The organism is Actinomadura monticuli (genome assembly GCF_041463655.1).
Lineage (GTDB): Bacteria > Actinomycetota > Actinomycetes > Streptosporangiales > Streptosporangiaceae > Spirillospora > Spirillospora monticuli.
The window spans coordinates 259,627-278,579 of sequence record NZ_JAXCEI010000008.1; the positions used below are offsets into that span (position 1 = coordinate 259,627).

General features: G+C 73.4%; 15 protein-coding genes. 10 read left to right on the top strand and 5 right to left on the bottom strand.

The annotated features are described in order from the left end of the window. Positions 1-35 precede the first annotated feature (35 nt). Positions 36-848 carry a tetratricopeptide repeat protein gene (locus SM611_RS20175; RefSeq protein ID WP_371951387.1) on the top strand — a complete coding sequence of 271 codons (813 nt, stop codon included), beginning with the start codon at positions 36-38 and terminating at the stop codon, positions 846-848. An 82-nt stretch (positions 849-930) separates the two neighbouring features. On the opposite strand, the gene SM611_RS20180 is transcribed toward SM611_RS20175, so the two are convergent. After that, positions 931-1,407 carry a pyridoxamine 5'-phosphate oxidase family protein gene (locus tag SM611_RS20180; protein ID WP_371951388.1) on the bottom strand — a complete coding sequence of 159 codons (477 nt, stop codon included), beginning with the start codon at positions 1,405-1,407 and terminating at the stop codon, positions 931-933. 79 nt (positions 1,408-1,486) lie between these two features. On the opposite strand from SM611_RS20180, the gene SM611_RS20185 reads away from it, so the two are divergent. The 8 genes from SM611_RS20185 to SM611_RS20220 all read left to right on the top strand — a co-directional run bounded on the left by SM611_RS20185 (position 1,487) and on the right by SM611_RS20220 (position 11,821). Then, entirely contained in the window at positions 1,487-2,443 is a 957-nt protein-coding gene (locus SM611_RS20185) for a ribonuclease Z (RefSeq protein WP_371951389.1), read from the top strand. A gap of 4 nt (positions 2,444-2,447) precedes the next feature. Then, the gene (locus SM611_RS20190) at positions 2,448-3,806 is read left to right on the top strand and encodes a dihydrolipoyl dehydrogenase family protein (RefSeq protein ID WP_371951390.1); all 1,359 of its coding nucleotides are present in this window, start codon (positions 2,448-2,450) and stop codon (positions 3,804-3,806) included. Between the two features lie 38 nt (positions 3,807-3,844). Continuing rightward, on the top strand, positions 3,845-5,830 hold the full coding sequence (locus SM611_RS20195; RefSeq protein ID WP_371951391.1) for a thioredoxin domain-containing protein: 1,986 nt from the start codon (positions 3,845-3,847) through the stop codon (positions 5,828-5,830). A 202-nt stretch (positions 5,831-6,032) separates the two neighbouring features. Continuing rightward, positions 6,033-7,226, top strand: coding sequence for a C40 family peptidase (locus SM611_RS20200; protein ID WP_371951392.1), 1,194 nt, complete (start codon positions 6,033-6,035; stop codon positions 7,224-7,226). Positions 7,227-7,352: 126 nt separating this feature from the next. Next, a complete protein-coding gene (gene abmR / locus SM611_RS20205; protein ID WP_371951393.1) occupies positions 7,353-7,871 on the top strand; it encodes an ATP-binding transcription factor AbmR in 519 nt (172 codons plus the stop codon). A gap of 161 nt (positions 7,872-8,032) precedes the next feature. Next, positions 8,033-8,884, top strand: a complete 852-nt coding sequence (locus SM611_RS20210) for an isoprenyl transferase (RefSeq protein WP_371951517.1) — start codon at positions 8,033-8,035, stop codon at positions 8,882-8,884. 75 nt (positions 8,885-8,959) lie between these two features. Continuing rightward, positions 8,960-10,369, top strand: a complete 1,410-nt coding sequence (gene phoH2, locus SM611_RS20215) for an RNA 5'-3' helicase PhoH2 (RefSeq protein WP_371951394.1) — start codon at positions 8,960-8,962, stop codon at positions 10,367-10,369. A gap of 522 nt (positions 10,370-10,891) precedes the next feature. Continuing rightward, positions 10,892-11,821 (top strand): aggregation-promoting factor C-terminal-like domain-containing protein, encoded by a 930-nt coding sequence (locus SM611_RS20220; RefSeq protein WP_371951395.1) that lies wholly within the window; start codon positions 10,892-10,894, stop codon positions 11,819-11,821. Positions 11,822-11,872: 51 nt separating this feature from the next. On the opposite strand, the gene SM611_RS20225 is transcribed toward SM611_RS20220, so the two are convergent. The 4 genes from SM611_RS20225 to SM611_RS20240 form a co-directional block, all read right to left on the bottom strand. Then, positions 11,873-13,267 (bottom strand): class II fumarate hydratase, encoded by a 1,395-nt coding sequence (locus tag SM611_RS20225; protein WP_371951396.1) that lies wholly within the window; start codon positions 13,265-13,267, stop codon positions 11,873-11,875. An 80-nt stretch (positions 13,268-13,347) separates the two neighbouring features. Further along, positions 13,348-14,619 (bottom strand): serine/threonine-protein kinase, encoded by a 1,272-nt coding sequence (locus SM611_RS20230; protein WP_371951397.1) that lies wholly within the window; start codon positions 14,617-14,619, stop codon positions 13,348-13,350. Positions 14,620-14,780: 161 nt separating this feature from the next. Further along, positions 14,781-16,439, bottom strand: coding sequence for a fumarate hydratase (locus SM611_RS20235; protein ID WP_371951398.1), 1,659 nt, complete (start codon positions 16,437-16,439; stop codon positions 14,781-14,783). A 1-nt stretch (position 16,440) separates the two neighbouring features. Continuing rightward, positions 16,441-17,379 (bottom strand): EamA family transporter, encoded by a 939-nt coding sequence (locus SM611_RS20240; protein ID WP_371951399.1) that lies wholly within the window; start codon positions 17,377-17,379, stop codon positions 16,441-16,443. A gap of 114 nt (positions 17,380-17,493) precedes the next feature. On the opposite strand from SM611_RS20240, the gene pdxR reads away from it, so the two are divergent. Then, positions 17,494-18,939 carry a MocR-like pyridoxine biosynthesis transcription factor PdxR gene (pdxR, locus tag SM611_RS20245; RefSeq protein WP_371951400.1) on the top strand — a complete coding sequence of 482 codons (1,446 nt, stop codon included), beginning with the start codon at positions 17,494-17,496 and terminating at the stop codon, positions 18,937-18,939. Positions 18,940-18,953: the final 14 nt, after the last annotated feature.

Consider the following 18,953-nt stretch of genomic DNA (forward strand, 5'->3'; position numbering starts at 1 on the left):
GTTGGATCCCGGCGCGTCCGGGGAGGACCCTCGACGTGCGCGCGAACTTCGAGGACGCCTACCGGGAACTCGCCCCGGCGGCCGCCCGGCTGCTCAGGCTGCTCAGCCTGCCGCCCGGCGACGACGTCGGGCCCGCCGCGGCCGCCGCCCTCGCGGACGTTCCGGAGGCCGAGGCCCGCGAGCTGCTGGAGACCCTGGCCGCGCAGGGGCTCGTCACCGCGTCCGGCGGCCGGTACCGGCTCCCCGGGCCCGTCGCCGACTTCGCCCGCGACCGCGCCGCGCGCGAGGAGACCGAGGCCGGCCGCAACGACGCGCTCCGCCGCCTCCTCGACCGCGCCCTCGGCTTCGGCGCCGCCGAAGCCGAACCCCTCAGCCGCGCCCTGCTGGACCGCGAACGCTGGTCGGAGGCCGCCGACGTCATGCGCGAGCGCCTCGACCGGGCGGAGGACGGCGGCGACCCGCACGCGATCCTGGTGGCGCGCCACGACCTCGCCCGCGCCCTCATCAGGACGGACGACCTCGACCGCGCCATCGCGCTGCTCGGCCCGCTCCCCGACGAGTTCGCCGCCCTCCCCGAACCCGACGACCGCAACCGCGTCCGCGCCCTGACGACCCTCGGCGAGGCGTACCTGCGCGCCCGCCGCCCGGTCGCGGCCACCAACTTCTTCGGCCAGGCCCTGGAGATCGCCCGCAAGCACGGCACGGCCGACGAGCAGGCGGCCCTGTTCGTCCACATCGCCGACGCCGCCCACCAGCGCGCCGACCACGCCGCCGAGACCGCCGCGCTACTCCGCGCTGTGCTGCCCCAGGGGCGCGACCCCTTGGGCGGTCAGCGCCCCGGTGATTGAACCGCGGCCACCGGAGCCCGGGCATGCCGACCGGCACGTGACGGGGGTTCCAGGGGGTCGCCCCGCTGGGTCGACAGGGCGATCAGACCTTGCGGTGGTCCCAGCTGACCACGCGGTCGGGGTCCATGAGGATGAGGACGCGCTTGGCGATGGCCTGCTCGATGCCCTCGGCGATGACGGGGTCGATGGGCTCGCCGAGCTCGGGGACGGGCAGGCCCGCCATCCGGGAGCCGACGACCATGCCGACCTTGCTGCGCGGCTTGGGGTCCTCGATGACGAGGCCGCGGCCGTAGAGGGCGACGCCGCGCAGCTCGTTGTACTCCACGCCGTCCTCGACGAGGCAGGTCATGGTGGGGTTGCGGCGCAGGTTCAGCACCTTCTGCGACGCCTCGTACGTGGTGAAGGCGATCTTGCCCTCGTACAGCGTGTAGAACATCGTGACGAGGTGCGGCTCGCCGTCCTTGCCGACGGTGGCGACCTGGACCTTGAAGTTGTCCGCGAGGTAGGACGCCACCTCCTCAGGCGTCATCTTGATCTTGTCGCGCTTGCTCCCGGCCAACGGGGCCTCCCTGGCTCGCCTGTATCGCGCACAGAATAACCAAGCGCTTGCATGCTCCCTCGCGCGGCACCATGGGGGGATGTCGGTTCGCGATCTGATCGTCCTCGGGTCCGCCAGCGCGGTGCCCACCAAGGCCCGCAACCACAACGGGTACCTGCTGCGCTGGGACGGCCACGGCGTGCTGTTCGACCCCGGTGAGGGGACGCAGCGGCAGATGGCGCGCGCCGGGGTCTCCGCGAACGACGTGAACTGGATCTGCGTGACGCACTTCCACGGCGACCACTGCCTCGGCGTGCCCGGCATCGTCCAGCGCATCGCCCGCGACGGCGTCGAGCACCCGGTGGACGCCGCGTTCCCGGCGAGCGGCGCGCGGTACTGGGAGCGGCTGCGGCACGCGGCCGCCTTCCGGGACACGGACGTGATCCGCGAGCGGCCCGTCTCCGGCGAGCGGATGCCGCTCGACACCGGAGACGCGCCGTTCACGCTGGTCGCGCGGCGGCTGTCGCATCCGGTGGAGGCGTACGGGTACCGGCTGGAGGAGCCGGACGGCCGCACCATGCTGCCCGCCGAACTCGACGCGCGGGGCGTCCGGGGGCCGCTGATCCGGCGGCTCCAGGAGGAGGGCCGGGTCACCGCGCCGGACGGCCGGACGGTCGCCCTCGACGAGTGCAGCGTGCCCCGTCCGGGGCAGAAGGTCGCGTTCGTCATGGACACCCGGCTCTGCGACGGCGTCCGCGAACTGGCCGACGGGGTCGACATGCTCGTCATCGAGTCGACGTTCCTGCACGAGGACGCCGCGCTCGCCGCCGAGTACGGGCACCTCACGGCGGCGCAGGCGGGCGCGGTCGCGGCGGAGGCGGGCGTCCGGCACCTGGTCCTGACCCACTTCTCCGAGCGGTACCCCGCCGAGGACGAGCACCGCTACGCGGACGAGGCGTCCGCCGTGTTCGGCGGCGAGGTCACCCTCGTCCACGACCTTGATCGGATTTCGCTGCCGGCGCGCCGACTTGCCGTGCCGGAACGTGGGCAGGACTGACGGCATGGCTGAGGAAGTCGATGTCGTGGTGATCGGCCTGGGACCCGGGGGAGAGGACGCCGCGGGGCGGCTGGCGGAGGCGGGCCTGTCCGTCGTCGGCGTCGAGTCGCGGCTGGTCGGGGGCGAATGCCCGTACTACGCGTGCGTCCCCACCAAGATGATGGTGCGCGCGGCCGGGCTGCTCGAAGAGGGCCGCCGCGTCACCGGCATGGCGGGGGAGGCGCGCGTCCGCCCCGACTGGGCGCAGGTCGCGGCCCGCATCCGGGACGAGGCGACCGACGCGTGGGACGACACGGCCGCCGCCGACCGCCTCACCGGCAAGGGCGCGGCGCTGGTGCGCGGCGAGGGCCGCATCACCGCGCCGAACGAGGTCACGGTGGGCGGCCGGGTCTTCCGGACGCGCCGCGGCATCGTCCTCAACACGGGCACGGCCCCGGTGGCCCCGCCCATCGACGGCCTCGCGGACACCCCGTTCTGGACGAACCGGGAGGTCGTGCGGGCCGCCGAGGTCCCGTCGTCGCTGCTCGTCCTCGGCGGCGGTGTCGTCGGCGCCGAGATGGCGCAGGTCTTCTCCCGGTTCGGCGCCCGCGTCACCATCGTGGAGGCGGCCGACCGTCTCCTCCTCAGCGAGGAGCCGGAGGCCAGCGAACTCATCCGGGACGTCTTCGAGCGGGAGGGCATCGGCGTCCGCACCGGCATGGAGGTCACCGGCGCCGGGCACGACGGCGACGAGTTCACGCTGCGCCTGGGGGAGGAGTCGGTGTCCGCCGAGCGGCTCCTCGTCGCGACGGGCCGCCGCCCCAACCTGAGGGGCCTCGGCCTGGAGCACGTCGGCCTGGACGAGACGGCCCGCCACATCCCGGTGGACGGCCACATGCGCGCCGCCGACGGCGTCTGGGCGATCGGCGACATCACCGGCATGGGCGCGTTCACGCACGTCTCGATGTACCAGGGGGCGGTCGCCGTCCGCGACATCCTCGGCGAGGAGGGGTCGCCGGCCTCCTACCGCGCCGTTCCGCGCGTCACCTTCACCGACCCGGAGGTCGCGTCGGTCGGCCTGACCGAGGCCCAGGCCCGCGACCAGAACCTGCCCGTCCGCACCGGCATGGCGAAGATCCCGGAGTCGACGCGCGGCTGGATCCACAAGGCCGGCAACGACGGCTTCGTCAAGCTCGTCGAGAGCACCGAGTGGGGCACCCTGGTCGGCGCCACCGCGGCCGGCCCGGCCGGCGGCGAGATCCTCGGGTTCCTGGCCGTCGCCGTCCACACCGAGGCCCCCACCGCCGTGCTCCGCGACATGATCTACGCCTATCCCACCTTCCACCGCGCCATCGAGCCCGCCCTCGCCGACCTCGTCGCCTAGAGGGTGAGCCGGGGGCCCGATCGGGCAGGATCGGGGACATGAACCGGCTCAAGGACGCGACCAGCCCGTACCTGCTCCAGCACGCCGGCAACCCGGTGGACTGGTGGGAGTGGAGCGAGGAGGCGCTCGCCGAGGCGCGCCGGCGCGACGTCCCCGTTCTCCTTTCCGTCGGATACGCCGCCTGCCACTGGTGCCACGTCATGGCCCACCAGTCCTTCGAGGACGACGAGACCGCGCGGGTCATGAACGAGCTGTTCGTGAACATCAAGGTCGACCGGGAAGAGCGGCCGGACATCGACGCCGTCTACATGGAGGCGACCCAGGCCATGACGGGCCAGGGCGGGTGGCCGATGACGGTGTTCATGACGCCGGACGGGCATCCGTTCTACTGCGGCACGTACTTCCCGCGCCCGCAGTTCCGGGCGCTGCTGCAGGCCGTCCACAAGGCGTGGACGGAGCAGCGCGACGACGTGGTCGGGCAGGGGCAGCAGGTCGTCGCGGCGCTCACCTCGCGGGGGTCGGGCCTCGCCGGCACGGGCGCGCCCGGCGAGGACAAGCTCGCGCACGCGGTGAAGGTGCTCGCCGGGTCCTACGACGCGGCGCGCGGCGGGTTCGGCGGCGCGCCCAAGTTCCCGCCGTCGATGGTGCTGGAGTTCCTGCTGCGGCACCACGCGCGGACGGGCGGCGAGCAGTCGCTCGCGATGGCGTCGCACACCCTGGAGGCGATGGCCCGCGGCGGGATGTACGACCAGCTCGGCGGAGGGTTCGCGCGCTACTCGGTGGACGCGCAGTGGATCGTCCCGCACTTCGAGAAGATGCTCTACGACAACGCGCTGCTGGCGCGGGTCTACGCCCACTGGTGGCGGCTCACCGGGACGCCGTTCGCGCGGCGGATCGCGCTGGAGACGTGCGACTGGATGCTGCGCGACCTCCGGACCGACCAGGGCGGGCTCGCGTCCGCTCTGGACGCCGACAGCGAGGGCGTCGAGGGCAAGTACTACGTGTGGACGCCGCAGCGGCTCCGCGAGGTGCTCGGCGAGGAGGACGGCACGTTCGCGGAGGACCTGTTCGAGGTGACGGGGACGTTCGAGCACGGGACGTCCGTCCTGCAGCTCCTCGCCGATCCGGAGGACCGCGACCGCTACGAGCGCGTGCGGACGGCCCTGCTGTCGGCGCGCGCGCACAGGATCCCTCCGGCGCGGGACGACAAGGTCGTGGCGGCCTGGAACGGGCTCGCCGTCGCCGCGCTGGCCGAGTGCGGCGCGCTGTTCGACCGGCCCGACCTCGTCCGGGCGGCCGAGGAGGTGGTGCGGCTGCTGGTCGACGTGCACGAGCGCGACGGGCGGCTGACCCGCACGTCCAAGGACGGGACGCCCGGCGCCAACTCCGGCGTCCTGGAGGACTACGCCGACGTGGCCGAGGGCCTGCTCGCCCTGCACGCCGTCACCGGGGAGCCGCGTCACGTGCGGCTGGCGGGCGAGCTTCTGAACACCGTCCTCGAACGGTTCGCCGACGGCCAGGGCGGCTTCTACGACACCGCCGACGACGCCGAGCGGCTGTTCCGGCGCCCGCAGGACCCGACCGACAACGCGACGCCGTCGGGGCAGTTCGCGGCGGCGGGGGCGCTGCTGTCGTTCGCCGCGCTGACCGGCTCGGACTGGCACCGGCAGGCGGCCGAGGCGGCGCTGGCCCCGGCGGCCGCGCTCGCCGAGAAGCACGCGCGGTTCGCCGGCTGGGGGCTCGCCGTGGCCGAGGCGCACGCGACGGGCCCGGTGGAGATCGCGGTGATCGGCGATCCGGACGACGAGCGCACGCGGGCGCTGCACCGGACGGCGCTCATGGCGACCGCGCCCGGCGCGGTGGTGAGCGCGGGTCCGCCGGACGCGGAGGGCGTGCCGCTGCTGGAGGGCCGCGGCCTGGTCGGCGGCGTGCCCGCCGCGTACGTGTGCCGCGGGTTCGTGTGCCGGCTGCCGGTGACGACGACGGCCGAGCTGACCCGCGAGCTACGTGGGCAATTGGACTGATGGTCCACTTTGTGGCAACGTGACCTTGATCTCGTTATCGCTTGGTGTTACCACTGAGTAGTCAAGCCGGACCTGACCCTATGGAGCGCGACAGGCGAGGGTGCCGGGTGGCGGCCCGGGTATCTGGACGGTGGCCGGCCGGCTGAGCCATAGTCGGATACCGGACGGTCAGGGCGCAGGGCGACCTTCGAGGAGTGTGGCAGTGGGAAAGCCGAACCGCCGGATCCTACCGACGATCATCGGCGTCTCGGTGCTCACGACCCTCGCCGCCAACGTGGCCGTCCTCGTCGCCCACGACGACAAGCCCGCCGGCGCCCGCCAGCAGCAGGCCCCGAAGAGCGCCCGGTACGTGGCCGCGTCCGGCAGCACCAACCTGTCGCCCACGGCGGTCGCGCCGCTCGGCGCGCGGCTCAGCCCGCACGTGCTGGTGGCGGCCCCGTCGACGCTGCCCGCGGACGTCGTCCAGCGGATCCGCGGCGCCAAGGGCGTGAAGGGCGTCGAGGTCGTGGACGCCGTGCAGGGCATGGTCGCGGGCAAGCGGGTCGGGCTGTTGGGCGTGAACCCGTCCACGTTCCGCAACTACACGCCGAAGCCGACCGCCAAGTCGGACGCGCTGTGGCGCAACCTGGCGTCCGGCGACGTCGCGATCTCGTTCACGATGGGCAACGACGGCGGCGTCCAGCTCGGCAGCCAGGTCCCGGTCGGCGGCACGCAGCGCCAGTCGCAGCTGCGCGTCGGCGCCTACGCGACGATGGGCATCAGCGACGTCGACGCGGTCGTCTCGCACACCACCGCGCAGGCCCTCGGGATGCCGAGCGGCAACGCGATGCTGATCAGCGTCCCGAAGACCGAGCCGAGGACGTTCATCCAGAAGCTCCGCAAGGTGCTGCCCAAGCAGGCCAGGGCCGTCGCGGTCAATCCGGAGATCGACTTCCCGGAGGCCGGGAAGAACGCCCCCGCGTCCAACGGCCAGGTCATGACCGCGCAGCAGGTGCGCACGGTGATCCAGGCGGCGTACACGCGGCTCGGCTGGCCGTACGTGTGGGGCGGCGAGTCCGAGGCCGAGGGCGGCTACGACTGCTCCGGCCTGATGCAGTTCGCGTTCGCCAAGGCCGGCATCAGGCTGCCGCGCGTCGCCGCCGACCAGGCCCGCGCCGGCTGGGTCATCCCCTACAGCAAGGCCGAGCCGGGCGACATGCTCATCTGGGCGAACGACCCGACGGCCCCCGGCTACATCTCGCACATCGCCCTCTACCTGGGCAACGGCAAGATGATCGCCGCCCCCCGCAGGGGCACCGTGGTGCAGATCCAGAATGTCTACACCCGCAACATGCGCGGCGCCGTCCGCGTGAGCCCCAAGACCGCCGGCAAGGTCGCCGGCGCCATCGGCGGCTGACCCGGGGCCGCGGCGACACCCGCCAACTCGCACGGTCACGACGCACCCGCACCGTGGCGGCCTCCATGTTGTTGTCAATCCGGTTGGGGTGGCGCCATTGCACCCGAACGCTGTAATTTTGATTACATGAGTACGGAAGCGGCGGAGGAGCTGCGCGGCTGGTTCTCCGGCCGGCTCCCGGACGAGTGGTTCGAGGGCGCCCCCGAGGTCGTGGTCGACCGCGAGGAGGCGAGCGTCATCGGCCGGCTGCCCGTCCCGCCGGCCGCCGAGGCGGTGTCGGGCGCGGAACGCGCCGGGCTGGTCGCCGGGCACGTCCAGCGCTTCCGCGAGGAGACCCGCGAGCGGCGCATCGGCATCGCGCGCGAGGCCGAGCAGCGCTTCGGCTACAAGGTCTCCTGGGGCGTCGACTGCGACGGCGAGCGCGAGATGTTCACCCACCTGTCGGTACCGGTCATGACCCGGTTGCGCCAGCCCGAGCGCCGCGTCCTGGACACGCTCGTGGACGCCGGCGTCGCCCGCAGCCGCAGCGACGCGCTGGCCTGGTGCGTCCGGCTCGTGGGCAAGAACACCGACGAGTGGCTCTCCGAGCTGCGCACCGCGCTGCAGTACGTCGAGCGGGCCCGCGCCGCCGGCCCCAAGGCCTGAACCGCCCTCTTCCGGACACCCCCCGGACTAACCTGGCTTCATCGGAACAGGCGGGAGAACTGTCGCCGCCGGGCCATAATTGAGCGTCCTCCCGGCAGGGACGGGTCGCTCGAAGGGAAGCCCACATGGGGGTTCGGCGTACGGGAAAGCCGCGCTTCGCGATGCCGCGCGGCGGGCGGAGCGAGGGCGCGCGCCGCCGTCCCGCCGAGGGCGGGCGGCTGGTGTCCGCCGTGCGCCGCAGCGGTCCGTACGCGGCCGTCCGGGACGTCGTCTACCGGCTGTACGAGCGCCGGGTCGAGGCCGACCTCCCGACCGACATCACCCCCCGGCACGTCGGCGTCATACTGGACGGGAACCGGCGTTGGGCCAGGTCGATGGGGCTGGCCGACGTCAACACCGGGCACCAGCGCGGCGCGCAGAAGATCTCCGAACTGCTCCAGTGGAGCGCGGAGGCCGGGGTCGAGGTCGTCACGCTGTGGCTGCTGTCCACCGACAACCTGAACCGCCCCGCCGGCGAGCTGGAACCGCTGCTGGAGATCATCGAGAACACCGTCCGCAAGCTCGCCGCCGACGGCTGGTGCGTCAAGCCCGTCGGCGCCCTCGACCTTCTGCCCGACAAGACCGCACGTGTCCTGAAAGACGCGGGTGAGGCCACATCCGGCGCTCCCGGCCTGATTGTGAACGTCGCGGTTGGGTATGGAGGTAGGCGTGAGATCGCTGATGCGGTGCGCTCACTGCTCATCGAGCAGGCGAGCCGGGGCACCAGCATCGAGGAACTCGCCGAGTCCCTCGACGTGGAGCACATCGCGGAGCATCTCTACACGCGCGGCCAGCCGGACCCGGACCTGGTCATCCGCACCTCGGGGGAGCAGCGTCTCTCCGGCTTCATGCTCTGGCAGAGCGCCCACTCGGAGTTCTACTTCTGCGAGGTCCATTGGCCGGACTTCCGCAAGGTCGACTTCCTCCGGGCCATGCGCTCCTACGCCGCGCGGCACCGGCGCTACGGTACCTGACCGTCCCCTGCGGACCACCGCCCCCGCGGCGGACCTGCGCGCCACCGGTTGGTTCCCCAGAGTCAGGGAGATCGAGTGGCCACATCCTCCGCGCGCCGTCCCGGCACGTCCGGGAACACCTCCGGAACGGACGTTCCGCGAGGTTCCGGGTATGGGGGGACGTCCCCCCGCACCGAAGGCGACCGGCGCACGTACGTCCTCGACACCAGCGTCCTGCTCGCCGACCCCGGGGCGCTGACCCGGTTCGCCGAGCACGAGGTCGTACTCCCCATCGTCGTCATCTCCGAACTGGAGGCCAAGCGACACCACCCCGAACTCGGCTACTTCGCCCGGCAGGCGCTGCGCACGCTGGACGACCTGCGGCTGCGGCACGGACGGCTGGACGAGGCCGTGTCGGTCGAGGGGCAGCAGGGCGACCAGGGCGGCACGCTCCGCGTCGAGCTGAACCACTCCGACCCGAGCGTCCTGCCCGACGGGTTCCGGCTCGGCGACAACGACACCCGGATCCTGTCGGTGGCGGGCTGGCTCGCCCGCGAGGGGCGGGACGTCGTGCTCGTCTCCAAGGACCTGCCGATGCGGGTGAAGGCGTCCGCGGTCGGGCTCGCCGCCGAGGAGTACCGGGCGGAGCTGGCGGTCGTGGAGTCCGGCTGGACCGGGATGCGGGAGCTGGAGGTGCCCGCCGCGGCCGTCGAGGAGCTGTACGACTCCGGCGGCGCCGACCTGGAGGAGGCCAGGGACCTGCCCTGCCACACGGGCCTGCGGCTGCTGTCCGAGCGCGGCTCCGCGCTCGGCCGGACGCTGCCGGACAAGTCCGTCAAGCTGGTGCGCGGCGACCGGGAGGTGTTCGGGCTGCGCGGCCGGTCCGCGGAGCAGCGGATCGCGCTCGACCTGCTGATGGACGAGGACGTCGGCATCGTCTCGCTCGGCGGGCGGGCCGGCACGGGCAAGTCGGCGCTCGCGCTGTGCGCGGGGCTGGAGGCCGTCATGGAGCGGCGCCGGCACCGCAAGGTCGTGGTGTTCCGCCCGCTGTACGCGGTCGGCGGCCAGGAGCTCGGCTACCTGCCGGGCTCGGAGAACGAGAAGATGTCGCCGTGGGCCCAGGCGGTCTTCGACACCCTCTCGGCGGTGACGACGCCGGAGGTCATCGAGGAGGTCCTCGACCGCGGGATGCTGGAGGTCCTGCCGCTCACGCACATCCGTGGCCGATCGCTGCACGACGCCTTCGTGATCGTGGACGAGGCGCAGTCGCTGGAGCGCGGCGTGCTGCTGACCGTCCTGTCGCGGATCGGCGCCGGGTCGCGGGTCGTGCTGACCCATGACGTGGCGCAGCGCGACAACCTGCGGGTGGGGCGGCACGACGGGGTCGCGGCCGTGGTGGAACGTTTGAAGGGCCACCCGCTGTTCGCGCACGTGACGCTGACCAGGTCGGAGCGCTCGCCCATCGCCGAGCTGGTCACCGACATGCTCGGCGACGTGGGCGCGTAGCGAGCGGCGCGGGAACGTCGAGACCCTGGCGGGCCGGCTCGGGCCGCCAGGGTCTCGTGTCTCAGAACACCCGCCCTATCCCCTACCGAGCGTGATCGCCAAACCTCATACCGTACGGTTGTGAGTAAGGTCACATTCGTCCCCTCGGCGGCGGAGAACCCCTGGCCGGGTGCGGGTTTCGGCGGTATTCCGGGGAGTTGACAACGGCCCCATGAACCGCATTTGTCTCGTTTCGGTTGCGAAGCAGCCCGCGGACTCCGGCATTGTGTCTCCCCGTAAGCACCCCCGAGCGGTGCCAGGCCGGAGCGCGGCCCCCGAGAGACGCGCACCGGACACGGCGCCGCACCGGGCCCTGAGCCGCCCGACCCCCGGCGGCCCGCCGGGCCGGGGGTGGAAACAGCTCGGACGCGTGTCCATGCGCGTGCGACCGTCGGAAGGACCGCCTTGTACGGAGACCATCACGGGTCCCCTAGGCGAGACGATCGACAGAACTTCGACCCCGCGGCCCCCGTCGTGGACGCGATGGCCGCCTTCGAGCCGGCCTTCCAGGGGCCGCCGCAGGCGCAGCCCGCTCCGCACGAGGACGATGTGCGGGTCGCCGGCACCGGCCGCGCCCAGGCCGGCGCCCCCGGCGGTGACACCCTCGGCTTCCAGGGCCTGCCGCCCGGCGGCATGCCGCCCCACGGCAGGGCGCCGCACGGCATGGCGTCCGAGCCGATGCGCGCCGGAGAGCCGCAGGACGAGATCACGTCGAACTCGCGTGGCCCGCGTGGCCGCCGCGCGGCCGCCCCGTCCCGCGCGGGCGGCTCCGGCGGGCGCACCGGCCTGCGGATCGCGGCGGTCGCCGCGGGCGCGGCGGTCGTGCTCGGCGGCGGCGCGGCCGCCGCGCTCGCGCTGACCGGCGGCTCCGGCGACGACGCCGGCGCGACCGTCCAGCCGACCCGGCAGGCGGCGGACGCCGCCGCGCCCAAGGTCGACCCGAAGCTCCTGGAGCAGCAGCGGCGCCAGCTCGCCCTCGAACGCGCGTCCCGCGCGACGCGCGAGGACGGCGGCAAGGGCCCGTCCCTGCACCCGAAGGGCACGCCGATCCCGACCAAGACGCCCGAGAAGAAGACGGGCGGCGGCGCCCCCGTCGGCGACCCGGTGCCGAAGGGCGAGGCGCAGGCCATCGCCAAGAAGCTCATGCCGAGCTTCGGGTTCACCGGCGACGGCCAGTTCGGCTGCCTGGTCAACCTGTGGGACCGGGAGAGCGGCTGGAACACCCACGCCGCCAACCCGTCCGGCGCCTACGGCATCCCGCAGGCGCTGCCCGGCTCCAAGATGGCCAGCGCGGGCCCCGACTGGCAGAACAACGCCACCACCCAGATCAAGTGGGGCCTCGGCTACATCAAGGACCGCTACAAGACGCCCTGCGGAGGCTGGTCGCACTTCCAGTCGGTGGGCTGGTACTGATCCAGGCCTGGCACGTCCCGGGCGCCCAGCGGGGCTCCTGGGACGGGCCGGTCAGCCCGCGCCGGTCATCCCGAGCACGTCGAGCGCCGCGTCGAGCTGCTCGGCGGTCAGCCTGCCGTCGTCCACGTAACCGCGTTCGAGCACGACCTCGCGGATCGTCCGGCGCTCCCTGAGGGCCTGCTTGGCGACCTTCGCCGCCTCCTCGTAGCCGATGTAGCGGTTCAGCGGCGTCACGATCGACGGCGACGACTCGGCGTACTCGCGCATCCGGTCGGCGTCGGCCTCGATGCCGTCCACGCAGCGGTCCGCGAGCAGCCGGGACGCGTTCGCCAGCAGGGTGATCGACTCCAGCACGTTGCGGGCCAGCATCGGCAGCATCACGTTCAGCTCGAAGTTGCCGGACGCGCCGCCGAACGCGACCGCCGCGTCGTTCCCGATGACCTGCGCGGCGACCTGCGCCACCGCCTCGGGGATCACCGGGTTCACCTTGCCCGGCATGATCGACGAGCCGGGCTGCAGGTCGGGCAGCCGGATCTCGGCGAGCCCGGCGCGCGGCCCCGACCCCATCCAGCGCAGATCGTTGACGATCTTGTTGAGGCTGACCGCGACGGTGCGCAGCGCGCCGCTCGCCTCGACCAGGCCGTCCCGCGCGCCCTGCGCCTCGAAGTGGTCGCGGGCCTCGGTCAGCGGCAGCCCGGTGGCCCGCGCGATCTCCGCGATGACGCGGGCGGCGAAGCCCTCGGGGGTGTTGATGCCGGTGCCGACCGCCGTCCCGCCGAGGGGCAGCTCCGCGAGCCGCGGCAGGACGGCCGCGAGCCGCTCCACGCCGTACCCGACCTGCGCCGCGTACCCGCCGAACTCCTGGCCGAGCGTGACCGGCGTCGCGTCCATCAGGTGGGTGCGGCCCGACTTCACCACCGTCGCGAACTCGCCGGCCTTGCGCGCCAGCGCCGCCTCCAGATGCCGCAGCGCGGGGATCAGCTCGTTCAGGACGCCCGCGGTCGCCGCGATGTGGATGGAGGACGGGAACACGTCATTGGACGACTGGGAGGCGTTCACGTGGTCGTTCGGGTGGACGGGCCGTCCGAGCCGCTCCTGCGCCAGCGTCGCCACGACCTCGTTGGCGTTCATGTTGGACGACGTCCCGGACCCGGTCTGGAACACGTCGATGGGGAACTCGCCGTCCCACCGGCCGTCCGCGACCTCCCGGGCGGCCTCGGCGATCGCGGCGGCGACGTCCCCGTCGAGCACGCCGAGCTCGGCGTTGACCACCGCCGCGGCGGCCTTGATCTGGCCGAGCGCGGCGATGTGCGCGGCCTCCAGCGTCCGCCCGGAGATCGGGAAGTTCTCCACCGCGCGCTGGGTCTGCGCCCGCCACTTGGCGGCCGCCGGAACCCGCACCTCGCCCATGGAGTCGTGCTCGACCCGGAACCCCTGCTCGGACATGGAAGCCTCCCCTTCGGATCGTCGGCCGTCCTTCAAGGCAGCCCGTCAGGTGGCTCCCGCATTCCCGGGGGTGGGGCGTCTCACTCCTTGTTGATGGTGTAGTTCTTGCGCTCGTCCGGCTTTCCGGCCGGCTCCTCCTTGCCGTTCACCCAGACGTCGCAGGCGGACGCGTCGTAGACCACCGCGTTGAGCCGCGGCTGGTCGTACTGCCGCAGGTCGCCCTGGTGCAGCGGCTCGTCGGTCAGGACGGTGATCGAGTCCCCGGGGATGGAGACGAAGATCTTGCACTTGTCGGTGCGGGCCCGCACGACGAGCGTGCTGCTCTCCACGCCGGGCGGCGCGGCGGCCTGGGTGCCGCCGCCCGACGGGGTGGACGGGGAGGCGGCGGCGGTGGGGGAGGGCCCGGGGCTCTCCCGCATCATGCCGACGATGAGCGCGGTCGCGCCGATCCCGCAGGAGGCGACGGTCGCGCCGACGAGCGCGATCACCGCCATCATCCGGTACCGGGGCGTCGGCGGCCGGCGGCTCGACCGCGGCCCGGTGAGGGCGCGCTCAAGCCGGTCGACCGCGCGGGCGTGGCTGAGCCGGCGGGTCGGGTTCTTCTCCAGCAGCCCGGTGATGACGGGCGTGAGCGGGCCCCCGTTCTGCAGCGCCGGAGCCGACTCGTTCGCCAGCGCGGACAGCGTCGCCATCACGTTCTCGCGCTCGAACGGCGGGCGGCCCTCCAGCGCGGCGTACAGCGTCGCGCCGAGGGACCACAGGTCGGACCGGGGCGTCGCCTTCTCCCCGGCGGCGACCTCGGGCGCCACGTACGCGGGCGAGCCCATGAAGTGGCCCGTCTTCGTCAGGCTCGCCGAGCCGGACGAGAACGCGAGGCCGAAGTCGGTCAGCACGACCCTGTCGCCGTCCAGCAGCACGTTGCTGGGCTTGAGGTCGCGGTGCACGATCCCGGCCTTGTGCGCGGTGTTGAGCGCGTCCAGGAGGGCGCGGCCGATGTGCGCGACGCGTTCGGGCGGGAGCGGGCCCGAGCGTTCGATGAGCTGCTCGAGGCTGGGCGCCTCGATCATCTCCATCACGATCCAGGGCCGGCCCTGCTCGATGACGACGTCGTACACCTCGACGATGGAGTGCGTGCGCAGCTGCGCCGGCGCGCGTGCCTCCCGCAGGGTACGGCGGTAGAAGACCACCCGGTCGTCCTCGGAGAGGTCCTCGGGGAGCCGCAGCTCCTTGATCGCCACAGCGCGATCGAGGAGCTCGTCATGCCCTCTCCAGACGGTGCCGTTGGCACCCTGACCTATTTCCGAGACCAGCCGGTAGCGCGTCGCTAGAACGAGGCGCTCTGACTGTGACATGGCGGAAAAGATACCGGAGTGGCCAGGCGGTCATCGGGGAGACCTCAGTAGGAACTAGATTTTTGGCCCAATACTGTGACCTACTGGCGGGAAACTTCGCGGACCGGCCCCCGGCGGCCCTCCGCAGGGGGCCGCCGGGGGGCGTCCGGAGCCTCCGGAGGTCAGCGCCTGCCGATGCTGAGGACGGGCCCGGTGGTGTCGGCGAAGAAGTCCTCGCCCTTGTCGTCCACGACGACGAACGCGGGGAAGTCCTCGACCTCGATCTTCCAGACGGCCTCCATCCCCAGTTCCGGATATTCCAGAACCTCGACTTTCTTGATGCAGTCCTGGGCGAGGCGGGCGGCGGGGCCGCCGATCGAGCCGAGGTAGAACCCGCCGTGCTCCTTGCACGCGTCGGTGACCTGCTTCGAGCGGTTGCCCTTGGCGAGCATGACCAGCGAGCCGCCGGCGGCCTGGAACTGCTCGACGTAGGAGTCCATCCGCCCGGCCGTCGTCGGGCCGAACGAGCCGGACGCGTAGCCTTCCGGCGTCTTGGCCGGGCCCGCGTAGTAGACGGCGTGGTCGCGCAGATACCGCGGCATGGGCTCGCCCGCGTCCAGCCGCTCCTTGATCTTGGCGTGCGCGATGTCGCGGGCCACGACCAGCGGGCCGGTCAGCGACAGCCGCGTCTTCACCGGGTAGCGGGTGAGCTCGGCGCGGATCTCGTCCATCGGCCGGTTCAGGTCGATCCGGACGACCTCGTCGTTCAGGTGCTCGTCGGTGGTGTCGGGCAGGTACCGGGCGGGGTCGGTCTCCAGCCGCTCCAGGAACACGCCCTCCGCGGTGATCTTCGCCTGGGCCTGCCGGTCGGCGCTGCACGACACCGCGATCGCGACCGGGCAGGACGCGCCGTGCCGGGGCAGCCGGATCACCCGCACGTCGTGGCAGAAGTACTTGCCGCCGAACTGGGCGCCGATGCCGAGCTTCTGCGTCAGCTCGAACACCTGGAGCTCCAGCTCCAGGTCGCGGAAGCCGTGGCCCAGGGGAGACCCCTGGGAGGGCATCGTGTCGAGGTAGTGCGCCGACGCGTACTTGGCGGTCTTCAGCGCGTACTCGGCGGACGTCCCGCCCACGACGATCGCCAAGTGGTACGGCGGGCACGCGGCCGTGCCCAGCGAGCGGATCTTCTCCTCCAGGAAGGACAGCATCCGCTTCGGGTTCAGGACGGCCTTGGTCTCCTGGTACAGGAACGACTTGTTCGCGCTGCCGCCGCCCTTGGCCATGAACAGGAACTTGTAGGCGTCGCCCGGCGCCGCGTACAGCTCGATCTGGGCGGGCAGGTTGGTGCCGGTGTTCTTCTCGTCCCACATCGTGACCGGCGCCATCTGCGAGTAGCGCAGGTTCAGCTTCGTGTACGCGTCGTACACGCCGCGCGAGATGTGCTTCTCGTCGGCGCCGTCCGTCAGGACGTGCTGGCCGCGCTTGCCCATCACGATCGCGGTGCCGGTGTCCTGGCACATGGGCAGGACGCCGCCGGACGCGATGCCCGCGTTCTTCAGCAGGTCCAGGGCCACGAACCGGTCGTTGGGGGACGCCTCGGGGTCGTCCAGGATCCGGCGGAGCTGCGCGAGGTGCGCGGGACGCAGCAGGTGCGCGATGTCGCGCATCGCGGTCTCGGTGAGAAGCCGCAGCGCCTCGGGCTCGACCTGCAGGAACGTCCTTCCGCTGTGCTTGCCGCGGCCCCCGCTGTCGAACGTGGACACGCCGTCGGAGGTCAGCAGCCGGTAGTCGGTCTCGTCCGGGCCGAGCGGCAGCAGGTCGGTGTAGTCGAACTCAGGCATCTCAGGCAGATCCTCGCGCGATTCCGATGGGGGCTGCCTCACAGGTTACGGGCTCGGAAACCGCCGGTTCACGGGGGGCGACCCGGGCCCGCAGCCCCACCGCGACGCCCGCCGCGACCAGCGCGGCGCCCGCGAGATCCGCCGGCCCCGGCCGGTCGATGCCGAGCACGACCGTCGTGACGACCGCGCTGACCGGGATCAGCCCCGCGAACAGCCCCGCCCGGTCGGCGCCGAGCCGCCCGATCGCGTCGTACCAGAGCAGGAACGCGATCGTGGTGACGACCGCGGACAGGTAGGCGAACCCGGCCAGCTCGCCCGCGGTCGGGACGCGGAGCACCGCCGTCCCGTCCGCGGCCAGGCCGACCGCCAGCAGCATCGGGGCGGCGAGCGCGGCGGAGTAGGCGGAGACCCGCAGCGGGCCGAGCCGCGGCAGCAGCGGGACGGCGAGCAGCGAGAAGCACACCTCCCCGGCCAGCGCGCCCAGCGACAGCAGCAGCCCCCGGACGCCGCCCCCGCCGAGGCCGTTGGCCAGCGCCGCGCCGGCCGCGACCACGCAGGCCGCCACCACGATCGCCGGCGCCGGGCGGCGCCGCTCCAGCAGCGGCCCCACCAGCGCGAGGACGATCGGGACCGTCGCGATCACCGTGCCGATCGTGGCCGGGCTCGTGTCCCGGGTCGCCTCGACGATGCAGACGTTGAACGCCACCAGGCCCGTCGCCGCCAGCGCGGCCAGCAGGAGCCAGTCGCGCGGAGCCGGCCGCGCCGCGGGCCCGCCGGCGAGGCGGGCGACGATCAGCAGGACGGCCGCGGCGACCGCGTACCGGACCGCCTGGCCGCCGAACACGGGGTAGCCGGAGACGGCCGCCGACACCGCCGTCAGCGTGCCGACCAGGAACATCGCCGCGCCGGCTCCGGCGGTGCCGCGTCTGTGTGAGTTCATGGGCACGACGCTAGAAGTGCATTGGCTCACTGGACAGGGCCAATCTCGACGCTGAAACATGGACCAAAGCACCTACTCGTGACGCGCGCGCCACCTCGCGGCGCTGAGGGTGATGTGACCGACCTTCACCTTTCCCTGGACCGGTCCGCCGGCCGGCTGGCGGCGCAGATCGCCGCCGGCTTCCGCGCGGCCGTGCGCTCGGGCCGGCTGACCGCCGGGACCCGGCTGCCGTCGAGCCGTGACCTGGCGCGTGACCTGGACGTCTCCCGCGGCGTCGTCGTCACCGCCTACGAGCAGCTCACCGCCGAGGGCTTCCTGATCGCGCGGCGCGGCGACGGCACCCGGATCGCGCCGCTCGCCCGTCCCGACGAGGAGGCCGCGCCGCCGCGCCCCGGCGCGCCGCAGCGTCCCGGCGCGGCGCACGGTCCCGGCGCGCCGGCCCGGCCGGACGGCCCCGCGCCGGTCTACGACCTGACCCCCGGCCGCCCCGACCTGTCGGCCTTCCCCCGGGAACGCTGGATCGCCACCGCCCGCACCGCGCTGCGCACCCTCCCCCACGACGCGCTCGGCTACCCCGACCCCGGCGGCGTCGCGGTCCTGCGCGCGGGGCTCGCCGCCTACCTCGGCCGGGTCCGCGCCGCGCACGCCGACCCCGGCCAAGTCGTGATCATGAACGGGGTGGCGCACGGACTGTCCGCGCTGCTCGCGCTGCTGCGCGGCGCCGGGCACGGGGCGCTCGCCGTCGAGGACCCGACGAGCGTCCGGCAGCTGCCGATGATGGAGAGCGCCGGGCTCCGGCTCGTCCGCGTCGCGGTGGACGGGGAGGGCCTGGACGTCGCGGCGCTCGCCCGCAGCGGGGCGCGCGCCGTCCTGGTCACGCCCGCGCACCAGTACCCGACCGGCGTCGTGCTGTCCGCGGCCCGCCGCGCCGCGCTCATCGCCTGGGCGCGGCGGGTGGACGGCCTCGTCCTGGAGGACGACTACGACGCCGAGTTCCGCTACGACCGCGACCCCGTCGGCTGCCTCCAGGGCGTGGACCCCGAGCGGGTCGTCCTGCTCGGCTCGGTGAGCAAGTCCCTCGCCCCCGCGCTGCGGCTCGGCTGGGCGGTCGCGCCGCCGGCCGTCGCCGCCCGGCTGTGCGAACACCGCGCCGGCACCGACCTCGGCGCGCCCGTCCTGGAGCAGTACGCGCTGGCGGAGTTCATCGCCGCCGGCGGGTACGACCGGCACCTGCGCACGATGCGGCGGCGGTACCGGGCCCGCCGGGACGCCCTGGCCGCCGCGCTGGAACTCCATCTCCCCGACGCGAGGGTTCACGGCGTGTCAGCGGGCATCCACCTTTACGTGGAACTGCCCGCCGGATGCGACGAGACCGCGGTCGTGGCCCGCGCCGCGCGCGCGGGCGTGGCCGTCGCGGGGGCCCGGTCCATGTGGTCGCCGGAGCGCGCCCGCTCCGCGCCGCCCGCGCTCGTCCTCGGCTACGCCGGGCTCGGCGAGACCCGCCTGGTCAAGGCCGCGGAACTGCTGGGTCAAGCGGTTACCCACGGTGCCGATGGGTAGGACCGACATCCCTG